A 15744-nucleotide genomic window follows, 5' to 3' on the forward strand; every position below is an offset into this window, starting at 1 on the left:
CGAGTTACCTATACATTAACTATACATTAACTATATATTAGTCCATTAACTATGCTTTTCAGTGATGCCTTCGTGAGTTGCTGTCACGGCTAACTCTTCTTCGATTTTTTCATCTAAGTCATCAGTATGAGCACCTTCAGCGCCATGCATCCATTCTACTAATTTACCGGCAGATAAAAAGATAATTGCCCCAGTAATTAAGGCTGCAAGACCAACCCCCATAAAGATATTAGCCGCATTATCAACCATTTCTTGACCTTCACCAACAAATGAACCAATAAAACCGGCTAACTTATTAGACAAGGCGGTAAACAAGAACCAAATACCCATTAACACCGAGGTGAATTTAAGCGGCGCTAATTTAGTTACCATTGATAAACCAATAGGTGATAAACATAACTCACCTAGGGTATGAAATAGGTAAGCAAAAACGAGGAATAGCATACTGACTTTTACGGTTACATCACCACCTTGTACCATAGTTGCCCAGAGCATAACGAAGAAACCTAAGGCTAAAAAAACCATCGCTAGTGCAAATTTTTTCGGTGAAGTAGGTTCATTTGACCCCATTTTAATCCACACCGAGGCAACCAGCGGCGCTAGCATAATAATGAACAGCGCATTTAACGACTGAAAAGACGATGCTGCGACTTCAAAACCAAAAATAGTACGGTCGGTAAAGTCAGAGGCATAAATAGTAAATAAACCGCCAGCTTGTTCAAAGCCCGCCCAGAAAATTACTGAGAACATACTCATAATTAAGATAACTTTCATGCGATCTATATCTTGAGAAGTAACAGGGGCGTGTGCTTTAGTGTCTCCTTTAGTACGTTTAGCAGAGGGGACAACACCAATATCACCTAAGTATTTATTGGCTAGTGTTATCTGTAGTGCTAAGCCAATTAACATACCGCAACCAGCTAAGATAAAGCCATAATGCCAGTTAACTTGCTCACCTAGAACGCCGACAGTAATAGGGGCTAAGAAACCACCTAAATTAATACCCATGTAGAAAATAGTAAAAGCACCATCACGTCGGTGATCGCCTTCTTTGTATAAATCGCCAACTAAACTTGAAACGTTAGCTTTAAATAAGCCATTACCAATAATAATAAGCGCTAAGCCAATATAAAAGACAGTCTCTTCCATGCCGACAATCATTGACTTGGGAATACCTAAGGTAAAGTAGCCTAAAGAAAAGATAAGGCCGCCCCAAATAATCGCTCTTCGTTGACCAATATAGTTATCAGCTAACCAACCACCAAGCACAGGTGTTAAGTATACAGCCATGGTAAAGGTACCGTATAAACTTAATGCTTGCGCTGGAGTCCAACCAAAACCACCGTCTTGTACAGAAGCGACTAAGTACAGTACTAATAAAGCACGCATACCGTAGTAACCAAAACGCTCCCACATTTCAGTACCAAATAAAAGGAAAAGTCCTTTCGGGTGGCCAAATAGCGTACCCGCATTAGGTTGAGTCATATAGTAATCCTAGATTTTGTTTTTGTTTTATTGAAAAATTTAATACTAAGTTGCCTTTTGTAGTAAAAAATTAGTAAAGAAAGAGTTATACCCGTGTGAACAAATAAAGGCAAGTTTTGCTGTAAATCAATGCTCGCCTTGCTTTGAGAGCTGTAGAGAAATGTTTCCTGGTGCTGATAACGCCATCATGGTAATGACTAGCTCTGTTAATATATTGTTTGCATCATCGGTTACTGATAAACTTCGTCGTCACTAAATTTTACAAAATTAAGCTGGGTAAAAAATTAAGCTGGGTAATTAAGTGCAATGAGTACGTTGAGTGCTTTTGACGATATTATCGAGCTTTATATATTCAATATGACTGCATAACAATTTAGTGAATAATTTTTAGTTAATGATTAGCTTCTTGATATTGTTCAGGGACGGCTAGAAGCTTTTAGCTTAAATATATAAGCTACAGCTATATATAGGAATAAGTACAAAATGATAACCGCCATAAGACTGTTTATGAAAAATGATACGATGAATCTGCTACGTCTACGTTCGCTTGTTACGATTTTATTCGTACTGACTTTTGCTAATCTCCCCATAAACGCATTTGCTTATGCGCAAGTAAGTCAGCAGCAAATAGAACAATTTCAAAAACTCCCTCTTGCACAGCAAGAACAAATTGCTAAAAGTATGGGGGTTGATTTAAATAGCATAAAAGGGCAGTTATCTACTGGCGGCTTAGAGGAAGAAATAAAAAATACCGAGACCTTCCCAAGGGGAACTCAATTTGATGCTGAAGGTGAGCCAATGCTTGATGCTGAAGGTGAGCCAATCCTGAGTGAACAAGAAAAGGCAAAAATTAAAGCGCGCGCAGAAAGCGATGAGTTACAACCCTTTGGTTATGATGTTTTTGCAAATGCGCCCCAAACGTTTGCACCCATGATGGATATTGCCATCCCTGCTAATTATATCATCGGCCCAGGTGATAAAATATCTATTCAAGTTTTTGGTAAAGAAAAAGAGGAACTTGAACTGCAAGTGAATCGCCAAGGGCAAGTTATTTTTCCCGCTCATGGTCCTTTTACCGTCTCAGGCTTATCATTTAACGAAATGAAGCGTTTATTAACCGCGCGTATTAAAGAAAAAATTATTGGCGTTGATGTGGTTATTGGTATGTCGTCGTTACGCTCGATGCGTGTTTTTGTTTTAGGTGATGCATATAAACCAGGGCCTTATACGTTAAGTTCATTATCGAGCATTACCCATGCTATTTTTGCTGCTGGTGGTATTAGCGATATTGGTTCACTACGTACTATTGAGCTTAAACGTGGCGGTAAGTTAGTTACCACATTAGATTTATATGACCTGTTAATTAAAGGTGACTCAAGTAACGATGTGTTATTACAATCTGGCGATGTAGTCTTTATTGCACCTAAAGGGAATACTATTAGCGTTGGAGGTGAGGTTAGACGTCCCGCTATTTATGAATTAAGTGACAATGAAAACTTTAAAGATGTGTTAGCCATGTCAGGTGGTTTATTACCGACTGCCTTTTCGAAAAAAAGTCGAATCGAGCGCTATAATCAAGACGCTTTACGTACGGTTATTAATGTTGATTTAACTAACGCGAAGGATTTAGCTAAAAAAGCGCAAGCAGGTGATGCTGTTTATGTGATGAAAGCCGCTGAGATGTTTGAACAATCTATCACAGTGATTGGCGCGGTAACTCGTCCAGGCAAATATCAATGGCAAACCGGTCAACGTATTACCGATGTGTTTCCTACGATTGATTCTCACCTTTTACGCTCAGCCGATCTTAACTACGCTATTGTCGTACGTGAAATAGATATTGCTCGTAATATTGAAATACTGCAGTTTGATTTAGCTAATGCTGTCGCAGCGCCTAATTCAAAAAACAACCTTGTGTTACAAGCTAACGATAAAATTTTAATTTTTGCTAATAGTATCGAATCAGTTGATCAGCAAGTCAATGTAAACTCGTTAGCCTTTACTCAACAAAAGCTTTCGGAAAAAGCAAAAGAGCTTGATGTTAAAGATCTCCCCAGCTTTTCTCGCCAACGCTTATTGATGCCGATTATTGAAAAATTAAAACGTCAAGGTAAAGCAGGACAACCGATACAGTTAGTGGAAGCCGATGGCGAAGTGAAATTCCCGGGCGTTTACCCGCTAGCTAAAAATGCTCGCGTAACGGATCTTATTGCCGCCGCGGGTGGCTTAACTGAATCTGCTTATGTAGTTCGCGCTGAAGTAACTCGAAACCAAGTAGTTAATTATAAGGCGCAGCAAACCTCTGTTACGGTAAGTTTAAGTGCCGCTTTAGCTGGCGAAGAAAGTGATAATATCTTGCTGAGTTCAAAAGATCGCTTGAACATTCATCAAATTCCGGCGTGGAGTCAAAATAACGTTGTTGAACTTAGAGGCGAGTTTGTTTTTCCTGGCAAATATACCGTTCGACGTGGTGAAAGTTTAGCGGACTTGATTGCTAAGGCAGGTGGCTTTACAAAATTTGCTCATCAAGAAGGCTCGGTATTTACACGCGTGCAGTTACGCGAACTTGAGCAACAAAACTTATTGAAACTAACGGCTGATTTACGGACAGAAATGGCCTCTAAATCAATGTCTGATAAAAACTATTCACAATCTTATACCGAAGTACAAAAAATGTTGGCCGATATGGCTAATGTTGAGCCAGTTGGTCGTTTAGTTATAGACTTACCTAAAGTGATTAGTGATAAGACTTATGATGTTTTACTTGAAGGTGGTGATGTACTTTACGTACCTACCATGAAAAACTCTATTAACGTCGTGGGTCAAGTCCAAGTCACTTCATCACATATTTACGATGTGAATTTGTCCGCTGAAGATTATTTAGCACAAAGCGGTGGTAGTAAAAAACGTGCAGATGATAGCAGAACTTATATCATCTCTGCTAATGGCAGCATTAAAATGATGGATAGCGGTAATTGGTTTACCAGTGATGCCGGCAATCACTTAAAGCCAGGCGATACTATTGTAGTGCCTCTTGATGCTGAATACATGGACAACCTAGCTCTGTGGAGTAGTGTTACCGGTATCGTTTATAACTCAGCAGTGGCCATTGCGGCTATTAGTGGCATTTAGATAAAAATGTGACTAGCAAGCAGAGCAGCTTCCAGGTAATGATAAGCGTATATTGTTACCTGTGAGTGGTAAATAGACTCGATAGCTTCATTTGAGCGTTTAATTTGATAACTTAATTAGATAACTTAATTAGATAACTTAATTCAATAACTAACTACAATAAATGGACGTAATATGTTGCACTCCTTAGATAACATCAAGCTAGGCATTATAGGCTTAGGTTATGTCGGCTTACCTTTAGCGGTAGAGTTCGGTAAAAAATACCCTACCTTAGGTTTTGATATAAACACCAAGCGTGTTGAAGAATTAAAACAAGGACATGATTTTACCCTTGAAGTGGCCGCAGAAGAGTTGGCTGACTCCGCCTTTATTACTTACTCATCCAATGTTGATGATTTAAAAGACTGTAATATTTATATTGTTACCGTGCCAACGCCTATTGATAAACACAAACAGCCAGATTTAACGCCGTTAGTAAAAGCGAGCGCTATGCTTGCTAAAGTGATTAATAAGGGGGATATCGTTATTTATGAATCAACGGTATATCCTGGTGCGACAGAAGAAGTGTGTTTACCTGAAATTGAGCGCAACTCTGGCCTAGTGTTTAACCAAGACTTTTATGCTGGCTATAGCCCTGAGCGTATTAATCCAGGGGATAAAGAGCACAGAGTCACCACTATTTTAAAAGTAACCTCAGGTTCAACACCTGAAATTAGTGATTTTATTGATAGCTTATATAAATCAATTATTACGGCGGGTACTTATCAAGCATCAAGTATTCAAGTCGCTGAAGCGGCAAAAGTGATTGAAAACACGCAACGTGACCTCAATATTGCTTTGATTAACGAATTAGCCGTTATTTTTAATAAACTTAATATTGATACCGAAGAAGTGCTTAAAGCGGCAGGCACTAAATGGAACTTTTTACCCTTTAGACCAGGCCTTGTTGGCGGACACTGTATTGGTGTTGACCCTTACTACCTAACACACAAAGCACAAGCTATTGGTTATAATCCAGAAGTCATTTTGGCCGGTCGTCGTATTAATGATTCCATGGGCGAGTATGTAGTATCGCAACTTGTGAAAACCATGCTGAAGAGAAAGTTACCGGTGAATGGCGCTAACGTACTGGTGATGGGCTTAACCTTTAAAGAAAATTGCCCTGATGTGCGCAATACTAAAGTTGTCGATATATTAACTGAATTGGCCGAATTTGATATTAATGTTGATGTTTACGACCCTTGGGTAAACCCAGAAGAAGCGAAACATGAATACAATGTAGATTTGATTGCCGCGCCTAAATCAGCCTATTACGATGCGGTTATTTTTGCCGTTGCCCATAATCAATTTAAAGCCTTGTCAGCCAACGACATTAAAGCCATGATGAAAAGTGAGCATGTTATTTACGATTTAAAATATATGCTCGACAAAGAGTTAGCTGATATTCGTTTATAAGTTAAAGCTAAGTTCAAATTAAGTAAACCTAATATATAAGGCACATTTATCTGGTTCTCTAGTTAATTGTGCCTTTTAGTATGTATCAACAACAAGGATTATCTATTCTATGACGCAGTTTCAACAAATTAAACAAACACTTATTAAATCACCTAAAACGTGGTTAATCACCGGTTGTGCCGGCTTTATTGGTTCAAACTTGTTAGAAACACTGTTGTTGTTAAACCAGAAGGTTGTAGGGCTTGATAACTTTGCTACCGGTCATCAGCATAATTTAGATGAAGTACAAACACAGGTTTCTGAGCAGCAATGGACAAATTTTCATTTTGTTAACGGTGATATTCGCCACTTAGAAGATTGTCAAACCGCGTTAAATCATTATGATACAGGTGTTGATTATGTTCTGCACCAAGCGGCATTAGGCTCAGTGCCAAGGTCAATTGCCGACCCGTTATTAACCAATTCAGCCAATATTACTGGTTTTTTAACCATGCTAACTGCAGCGAAAGAAACTAATGTAAAAAGCTTTGTTTATGCTGCATCAAGCTCTACTTACGGTGATCACCCTAGTTTACCTAAAGTTGAAGATACCATAGGTAAGCCACTATCCCCTTATGCAGTCACTAAGTATGTTAACGAGCTTTATGCAGATGTTTTTCATAAAACCTATGGCTTAAACTGTACGGGATTACGTTATTTCAATGTCTTTGGCAAACGACAAGATCCTGATGGTGCTTATGCTGCCGTAATTCCTAAATGGACAGCGGCGATGATAGCTAACGAAGAATTACTTATTAACGGTGATGGTGAAACTAGTCGTGATTTCTGTTTTGTTGAAAATGCCGTACAAGCCAATATTTTAGCGGCAACAGCCAATGATGATGGTAAAAATCAAGTCTATAATGTAGCCTTAGGTGATAGAACAAGCTTAAATACCTTATTTGAAAGCTTAAAATTAGCACTAAAAGCCAATGGTGTAGATTACCAAAAATCACCTATCTACCAAGATTTTAGAGCAGGTGATGTCAGACATTCACAAGCTGATATTAGCAAAGCTAAATCGTTAATTGGTTTTGAACCAGAATTTAAAATTCAGCAGGGTATCGATAAAGCCATGCCTTGGTATATTAAATTTTTGAATTAATACCAATTCTATTAAATTTATTCCCAACTCAGAGCTCTATTAGCGAGCTTAGAACAAACAAAATTTGTTAAGTATAGTTACTCTATATTTCATCAATTTTGTGCTGTTATCAGTTTGCTAATAAGCTCCTAAGGGCCAGTTTAAAAGGCTTACATGCGGCGTTATTGATTTTGACAAGGGAATAACCATTCTCTTCAATCAAAGCCTTGCCTCTAAGCCTTTTAATTCTGGCTGAGTGGGAAATAACTTAATAGACTTGGTATAAATGCTTAAAGTACTTAAAGATAAAACCATTAAAAAGCAGCCTTACTCATAGGCTGCTTTTTTTATTGCTGTAATAAATTTGTCACATAACTGACTTATACTGACTTTATTATTAAATCGCATTCTCTCTATTCAATAAATTACTGATTAGTTTATTGATGATAAGGTTAATTAAGTGGCAGCTCTTACTCGTTCAACCCGTAGTCGTGGGGTTAAAAACTCATTAGCAAAATGGTTAATCACTTTGGGGGGGATAAGTGTTTTATTTACCCTAGTATTAATATTTTTGTATTTACTTTATGTGGTAAAACCCATTTTTGAGTCAGCGAAAATTGAACAAAAAGTAAATATTAGTCTTAATTTAGCTGATAATGAAAATGTATTAGCCAGTGGTGTCGACGAACTCCAAGAGTTGGCATATAAAATCACCAATACCGGCAATATTGATTTTTATCACTTAAAAACCAGTGTTGAACAAGCCACTAATGAGTATAGTGTTGGCGATAAAGCACTGTCTACATCGTTATTTACCGGTGATAGTTTTAATCAAGCTAAGGTTGTTAATGTCGTTAACTCCTTTTCAGCGACTAAGTTACTTCATACCGAAAACGGTCAATCATTATTAGTGCAACCCAGTTTTTATGCTAAATACCTTAATGATACTCGCGAAATAATCCCGCAAATATACTACCCACTGGGTCATGACTCATTGATTATTGATGAGCAACAAAGACCGCTATCGACACTCGCGTTTGCTATGGATGATGAGAAAATTGTTTTTGTCGGTTTTACCCAAGATAAACGCTTAATAAAAACCAGCTTTATTGCTGAAGATGAGTTTAGCGTGACTAGCGATGGTGATGATGTTGACTATGAAACTATATTTCAACAGATTGACTTACCAAGCAAATCTGTTGATGAAATTAAAGTAACGCCAGATTTAAACCTCGCTTTTGTTCGCAGCGGCTCAACCGTCTATGTTTATTCACTCAATGATGATGACGACGTTGAGCTCAAAGCCACGATTACGCCGACATTAGATGATAAAGGCTCATACCTTACTTCAATGGCACTACTTTCAGGGAGTAGCTCAGTGTTACTTGGCGATAGTAGTGGCAGAGTCAGTCAATGGTTTGAGGTAGCCACCGAGTCGGGGCGTGAATTTAAGCAAATTCGACGTTTTACTGCTGATAACGATAAGCAAGGGAAAAGCGCAATAGCGGCTATTTATACCGAGCAATACCGAAAAAGCTTTTACACTATGTCGGCTAATGGCATGGTTAATGTGTTTTACACCACAAGTGAAGCACATCTTTGGCAAGGCAAACTTACCTCAAGTCAGCCAGAAGCTTTGGCGATTGCTCCTCGCGCTAACGGTTTAACGATTGTTGGTAATGATCCTCTTGATGCGAGTAAAAAAAGCCTGCAAGTGTTTAGTGTTCATAATGAGCACCCAGAAGTAACCTGGCAAGCACTATGGCAAGAAGTCTGGTATGAAGGTTACCCTGAGCCTGATTATATTTGGCAATCAACTTCCGGTTCAGACGATTTTGAAGGTAAATTCTCTTTAGTCCCTATTTCGTTTGGCACCATTAAAGCGGCTTTATATGCGATGTTATTTGCTGTGCCTATTGCATTAACAGCAGCTATATACACCGCTTACTTTATGACACCGGGTATGCGTAAAAAAGTTAAGCCGACCATTGAAATGATGGAAGCATTACCTACCGTTATTTTGGGATTTTTAGCGGGTTTATGGTTAGCGCCACTCATGGAAGAATATTTGCCAGCCATCTTTTTACTGTTTATTTTTCTACCATTATCAACCTTAATGGCCGCGTTTGCTTGGCATAACTTACCCAATCATTGGAAAGAAAAGCTACCTGAAACATTAGCGCCAATGTTGCTTATACCTGTGATGATACTGGCTATCTATACCGCATTTTCTTTATCAGGCGTACTTGAGGTTGCTTTTTTTAGTGGCGATATGCGTCAGTATTTAACTAACGACCTTGGTATTGATTTTGACCAACGTAACGCTTTAGTGGTTGGTATTGCGATGGGCTTCGCTGTTATCCCTACCATCTTTTCGATGGCAGAGGATGCTATCTTTAGTGTGCCAGGGCATTTAACCAGTGGTTCACTGGCGTTAGGTGCAACACCATGGCAAACACTGATAAAAGTAGTTTTGTTGACTGCCAGTCCTGGTATTTTTTCAGCGATTATGATGGGACTTGGCCGCGCTGTTGGTGAAACCATGATTGTATTAATGGCCACGGGTAACACGCCAATTTTAGATTGGAGTATTTTTCAAGGTATGAGAACACTCGCAGCTAATATTGCCGTTGAAATGCCTGAATCTGAGGTAGGTAGTTCGCATTACCGGATATTATTCTTGGCAGCGTTTGTACTCTTTATTTTCACTTTTATTTTTAATACCGCTGCGGAGTTTGTTCGTCAACGATTACGAGAAAAGTACAGCTCAATGTAGCAGCTCCATGGAATATATAAGTGTTCGGTACATCAAACAATTTTAATGAAAAGTAGCTATTAGCTTGGCTGTACTAACAACAAGGTAATAGTTACTTACTAACTAAGAGTTATTTATGAATAATTGGTTTAAATCAGGTTCACCCTGGATATGGCTTTCAGCAGGTGGCGTCAGTATTAGTTTAATTTCAGTGTTAGGTTTACTTTGGCTTATCGCATCACGGGGCTTGTCATATTTTTGGCCAAGTGAGTTATATCAATTTGATTTAACTGACGAATATGGCGCTAAAACAGTGGTAATTGGTGAAATTTATGATAGAGAAAAAATACCAGTAAGCCAATTAGCCCATTTAGATTTAGCGCTTGACCCTAAGCAAGAGGTATTAGAGCGTTTGCTGATCAAAACAGGTAATCGAGAGTTAGTGAGTTTAGATTTTCGTTGGTTGTTAAGCCATAACATTAATAAAACGCAAACACCTAAAGATTTAGTGGTAGTTGAGCGACGTACTAACGGCAATTTTTACGGTTATATTGATAGTGTCGTCCTTGATGGTAAAAAAGTTGATCAAAACAAGTTACCTGAATTACTAAGTCGCGTAGATAACTTTCAAGATCAGATTGATGATTTACAAAAATCAGATATCGGTGCAATAAACTACCAACTTGAACGTTTACGTTTAAAAACACGTAAGTATGAATTACAAAATGAGCTTACCGCCCAAGTAAAAGCAGAGATTGACAGCGAAGTGGCGATACTCAAAAAAGACTATGCAAAATTAGAGCAAGAGTTAATGGGATATCGCTCGGCGATAGCGCGTGACTATATTGTTATGCGGGCAATGGATGGCCAATTAGTCACCATTAATTTTGAACATATCCTTAAGGTCACTTTTAACAATAAACTGAATGTGCTGGAAAAAACGGCCTTGTTCTTTAGCCAGATCACCGCTTTTCTTATCGAAGATCCCAGAGAAGCTAATACCGAAGGCGGTGTTTTCCCTGCCATTTTTGGTACTGTGCTTATGGTACTGTTAATGACGGTTATTGTGTCACCGTTTGGTGTTATCGCCGCTATTTATTTACACGAATATGCCGGAAAAAACGCCTTTACTAAACTGCTACGCATTGCGGTTATTAACTTAGCGGGTGTACCTTCCATTGTGTATGGGGTTTTTGGTTTAGGTTTCTTTGTCTATATGGTGGGCGGCTCACTCGACCAACTTTTTTATTCAGAAAATTTACCAAGCCCGACCTTTGGTACACCGGGTGTTTTATGGTCAGCGCTAACGCTAGCCATATTAACCTTACCGGTTGTTATTGTTTCAACAGAAGAGGGCTTATCTCGTATTCCCTCAACAATGCGTCATGGCTCATTAGCGCTAGGTGCAACGAAAGCTGAAACGTTATGGCGTATTATCTTACCCATCGCCAGCCCTGCTATTATGACAGGTATTATTTTAGCGATAGCGCGAGCGGCAGGTGAAGTAGCGCCGTTAATGCTAGTTGGTGTGGTTAAAATGGCGCCTAACTTGCCGTTAGATGCTAACTTTCCATTCTTACATTTAGATAGAAAGTTTATGCACTTAGGTTTTCATATTTATGATGTAGGCTTTCAAAGTCCGAACGTTGAAGCAGCGCGTCCGTTAGTCTTTGCCACCGCTTTGCTTTTAGTTACCATTATTGTTGCTTTGAATATGACCGCCGTGTCTATTCGCAATAAATTACGTGAAAGATATAAAATGTTAGAGCACTAATTTGCTCACCAGCTATTTAGCTAAGAAGATAACCATGAGTCAGTTGAGTGTATTAGCTCAACTGACTCAGCTCGGCTTATTTAGCCCGTTTATTAAAAATTAATGAAGAATAACTAGAGAAAAAATATCATGATTTCTATTAGTCCAAAAGTGTTAGTACCTGGCGCAGAGCCAACGATTGAAAAAAAATTAGATTTAACTAACTTAACGCCAGAGCAAATTGCCCTAGATATTAATCAATTAAATTTATTTTACGGAAAAAAACAGGCACTTAATAATATTAGTATGTCTATTCCTAAAGGACAGGTAACCGCATTCATTGGGCCAAGTGGTTGTGGTAAGTCAACGCTATTACGTAGCATTAATCGCATGAATGATTTAGTGGATGATTGTCATATAACCGGTGAAATAAACCTGCACGGTCATAACATTTACGACAAGCATGTGGATGTTGCCGACTTAAGACGAAAAGTAGGTATGGTATTTCAACGACCGAACCCTTTTCCTAAAACCATTTATGAAAATGTGGTGTATGGCTTGCGCATTATGGGTGAAAACAATCGCAGAAATCTTGATGAAGCCGCCGAGCAGTCATTACGCAGCGCTGCACTTTGGAATGAAGTAAAAGACAGGTTACACGAAAGCGCTTTAGGACTATCAGGGGGGCAACAACAGCGTTTAGTGATTGCGCGCGCTATTGCCATTCAACCTGAAGTATTATTGCTTGATGAACCCACTTCAGCACTAGACCCTATTTCTACGCTGACTATTGAAGAGTTAATTAACGACCTCAAAAAGCAATTTACTGTTGTTATTGTTACCCATAATATGCAACAGGCCGCGCGAGTGTCTGATCAAACCGCCTTTATGTATATGGGGGACTTAATTGAGTACAGCGATACTAATACATTATTTACCACGCCACTTAAAAAGAAAACCGAAGACTATATTACTGGTCGATATGGTTAACCTTGAGCACAGTTTTACCATGAATGTTCACTTAATATGCTTACTTAAGAATGTTCACCTATAGCAGCCCAAAGAGCTAGCTACAAAGTACAAATATTTATTAAAGGAAACCCCATGGATAATTTACAAGTCGGCCGACATATTTCTGGCCAGTTTAATGAAGATTTAGAGCGCGTTATTAATAACGTTATGCAAATGGGTGGCTTGGTAGAAAAACAAGTTGCTGATGCACTTGTCGCTGTCGAGCAAAGTGACGTAGCGTTAGCTAAAAAGGTGCTCTCGAATGATTACCAAGTTAATGCTTATGAAGTGACTATCGATGATGAGTGCACCCGTATTATTGCTAAGCGTCAACCCGCGGCTGGTGATTTACGTCTCATTATGGCTATTGTTAAAACTATTGCCGATTTAGAAAGAATTGGCGATGAAGCTGAGAAAATAGCGAAAGTTGCCTTAGAAAGCTTTTCTTCATCGCAGCAAGATTTATTGATTAATTTAGATAACTTAGGTCGACGAGTACTAGAGTTTTTACAAGCTAGCCTCGATGCCTTTACCCGTATGGACTATGAAGCGGCAGTTAAAATTCATCAAATGGATGATAAAATAAACCGTGAATATGAAGCACTAATGCGCCAACTAATGACCTACATGATGGAAGACCCGCGTTCAATTCCACAAGTGATGACGGTTATTTGGTCGGCACGAGCACTTGAGCGTATTGGTGATCGCTGCCAAAACATATGCGAATACATTATATATTTTGTAAAAGGTAAGGTTGTACGCCATACCACGGCAGAAAACATGAAAAATTTATAAGAGTTTTAAATTATACTAAGCAATAATAAATTAGCTAAAAAATTCAATAAATTAGCTAGAATAGCAAGTGGCGCTTAGTTATAAAAATTTTATATTGTTGTGGTTAACTGATAAATTTAGCCACAAATGCAGCCACTTAAGTGGATATTAGCATTTAACATTATAAGTTAAATGGGTTACTATCCGCGGCAAATAGCAATGATGAAAGTTATACTGACTGGAAACACAATTATGGCCAGAAATACAATCTTAGGTGTATTTGCAAAATCACCGATAAAACCGCTAGTAAAACATATCCAAATAGTGATTAAGTGTAGTCAACTACTTATCCCATTTTTTAATGCATGTACGGCACAAGACTGGAGTGAAGCTTCAAAGGTTCGTCGCAAGCTATCTAAGTTAGAAGAAGATGCCGATAGCCTTAAACGTCAGTTACGTTTAGAGCTACCTAGTGGTTTATTTATGCCAGTAGATAGAGCTGATTTACTTGAGCTGCTAACTCAGCAAGATAAAATAGCCAATAAAGCAAAAGACATTGCGGGTCGAGTATTAGGACGTAAACTTGAAATACCACCTAGCTTACAAGCAGAATTTTCAGTGTATTTAGTATGCTGTCTTGACGCAACAGAAAAAGCCGCAGAAGCAATTAATGAATTAGACGATCTATTACAAACCGGTTTTAGTGGCCGTGAAGTCATCTTAGTTGAAAAAATGATTGACCAGTTAGATGCAATTGAAGATGAAAGTGATGATTTACAAATCATCCTTCGAAAAAACTTATTAGCGATTGAAAAGGATTTGAATCCAGTTGATGTAATATTCTTATATCAGATTATTGATTGGGTTGGTGACTTAGCCGATCTTGCTGAACGTGTAGGTGCACGTTTAGAAATACTTCTCGCTAGAAAATAAGGCTAAATCCATGGACATTATACTTAACTCAGGCAGCACGTTTGTCATTCTTGCTGCTGTTGTTGGTTTCTTTATGGCGTGGGGTATTGGCGCTAATGATGTGGCGAATGCGATGGGCACCTCTGTAGGTTCCAAAGCATTAACTATTAAACAAGCCATTATTATCGCGATGATCTTTGAGTTTGCTGGTGCCTACCTTGCCGGTGGTGAAGTAACGTCAACAATACGTAAAGGCATTATCGCAGGCAGTCATTTTATTGATACGCCAGAGCTACTTGTTTACGGTATGATCTCAGCTCTTTTTGCTGCAGGTACCTGGTTACTCATTGCTTCTGCTTTAGGTTGGCCTGTATCGACTACTCATTCAATTGTTGGTGCTATTGTTGGCTTTGCTGCTGTTGGCGTCAGTCCTGAGGCGGTAGAGTGGGGTAAGGTAACGGGTATTGTCGGTAGTTGGATTATAACGCCCCTTATTTCAGGTGTTATCGCCTTTGTGATCTTTAATAGTGCACAAAAACTTATTTTTGATACAGACAAGCCTCTAGAGCAAGCCAAACGATGGGTACCTGCTTATATGTTTCTTGCCGGCTTTGTTTTATCGCTGGTTACCATCAAAAAAGGTCTTAAGCATATTGGTTTAGAAAACGTAAACCTAGGTATTGTTAATTTTGAGATCAAAGGTATTGGTGGTTTTTACTTAGCCGCCATAATCGCTACTATTGTTGCCATTATTGGTAAATTCTTTATTAGTCGTTTGCAGTTTGATGAAGATCTTGCCAAAGAAGCACACTATGCAAACGTTGAAAAAGTATTTGCGTTATTGATGATTGTTACTGCTTGTGCAATGGCGTTTGCTCATGGTTCAAATGATGTTGCTAATGCGATTGGCCCATTAGCAGCGGTTGTAAGTATTGTTGATAATGATGGCGCAATTGCTGCCCAATCGATCATTGCTTGGTGGATATTGCCTTTAGGTGCTTTTGGTATTGTTGCAGGCTTGGCATTATTTGGTCATAAAGTGATGGCAACTATCGGTCAAGGCATTACTCACTTAACGCCAAGTCGTGGTTTTGCCGCTGAATTGGCAGCAGCGAGTACCGTGGTGATTGCCTCTGGCGCTGGTCTTCCTATTTCAACAACACAAACGTTAGTCGGTGCTGTGCTAGGTGTGGGTATGGCGCGTGGTATCGCGGCAATCAACTTAGGTGTGGTACGTAATATTGTTGTTTCTTGGGTTATTACCTTACCGGTAGGTGCCGGTTTATCTATAATCTTCTTCTGGATTATGCAAGCAGTGTTCGGTTAACCGCTTACTTATTCGCT

10 protein-coding genes are annotated in these 15744 nt (G+C 38.9%); 9 read left to right on the top strand and 1 reads right to left on the bottom strand.

The features are described from left to right. Positions 1-45 precede the first annotated feature (45 nt). Positions 46-1485 carry a peptide MFS transporter gene (locus FCS21_RS03525; RefSeq protein WP_138620621.1) on the bottom strand — a complete coding sequence of 480 codons (1440 nt, stop codon included), beginning with the start codon at positions 1483-1485 and terminating at the stop codon, positions 46-48. 507 nt (positions 1486-1992) lie between these two features. Here FCS21_RS03525 and FCS21_RS03530 point away from each other — a divergent pair. The 9 genes from FCS21_RS03530 to FCS21_RS03570 all read left to right on the top strand — a co-directional run bounded on the left by FCS21_RS03530 (position 1993) and on the right by FCS21_RS03570 (position 15727). Further along, positions 1993-4617 carry an SLBB domain-containing protein gene (locus FCS21_RS03530; protein ID WP_246046977.1) on the top strand — a complete coding sequence of 875 codons (2625 nt, stop codon included), beginning with the start codon at positions 1993-1995 and terminating at the stop codon, positions 4615-4617. Positions 4618-4791: 174 nt separating this feature from the next. Beyond that, positions 4792-6072: a Vi polysaccharide biosynthesis UDP-N-acetylglucosamine C-6 dehydrogenase TviB gene (gene tviB / locus FCS21_RS03535; RefSeq protein ID WP_281279951.1), complete on the top strand. Its 1281-nt coding sequence runs from the start codon at positions 4792-4794 to the stop codon at positions 6070-6072. Between the two features lie 109 nt (positions 6073-6181). Further along, positions 6182-7216, top strand: coding sequence for an NAD-dependent epimerase/dehydratase family protein (locus tag FCS21_RS03540; protein ID WP_138620623.1), 1035 nt, complete (start codon positions 6182-6184; stop codon positions 7214-7216). A 439-nt stretch (positions 7217-7655) separates the two neighbouring features. Further along, on the top strand, positions 7656-9971 hold the full coding sequence (locus FCS21_RS03545) for an ABC transporter permease family protein (RefSeq protein WP_138620624.1): 2316 nt from the start codon (positions 7656-7658) through the stop codon (positions 9969-9971). Between the two features lie 115 nt (positions 9972-10086). Beyond that, a complete protein-coding gene (gene pstA, locus FCS21_RS03550; protein ID WP_138620625.1) occupies positions 10087-11724 on the top strand; it encodes a phosphate ABC transporter permease PstA in 1638 nt (545 codons plus the stop codon). Between the two features lie 129 nt (positions 11725-11853). Then, a complete protein-coding gene (gene pstB, locus FCS21_RS03555) occupies positions 11854-12693 on the top strand; it encodes a phosphate ABC transporter ATP-binding protein PstB (RefSeq protein ID WP_138620626.1) in 840 nt (279 codons plus the stop codon). A gap of 114 nt (positions 12694-12807) precedes the next feature. After that, positions 12808-13509: a phosphate signaling complex protein PhoU gene (gene phoU, locus FCS21_RS03560; RefSeq protein WP_138620627.1), complete on the top strand. Its 702-nt coding sequence runs from the start codon at positions 12808-12810 to the stop codon at positions 13507-13509. Between the two features lie 231 nt (positions 13510-13740). Beyond that, the gene (locus FCS21_RS03565; protein ID WP_138620628.1) at positions 13741-14421 is read left to right on the top strand and encodes a TIGR00153 family protein; all 681 of its coding nucleotides are present in this window, start codon (positions 13741-13743) and stop codon (positions 14419-14421) included. 10 nt (positions 14422-14431) lie between these two features. Next, positions 14432-15727, top strand: a complete 1296-nt coding sequence (locus FCS21_RS03570; RefSeq protein ID WP_138620629.1) for an inorganic phosphate transporter — start codon at positions 14432-14434, stop codon at positions 15725-15727. Positions 15728-15744 lie beyond the last annotated feature (17 nt).

The sequence above is a fragment of the Colwellia ponticola genome, from assembly GCF_005885605.1.
Lineage (GTDB): Bacteria > Pseudomonadota > Gammaproteobacteria > Enterobacterales > Alteromonadaceae > Colwellia > Colwellia ponticola.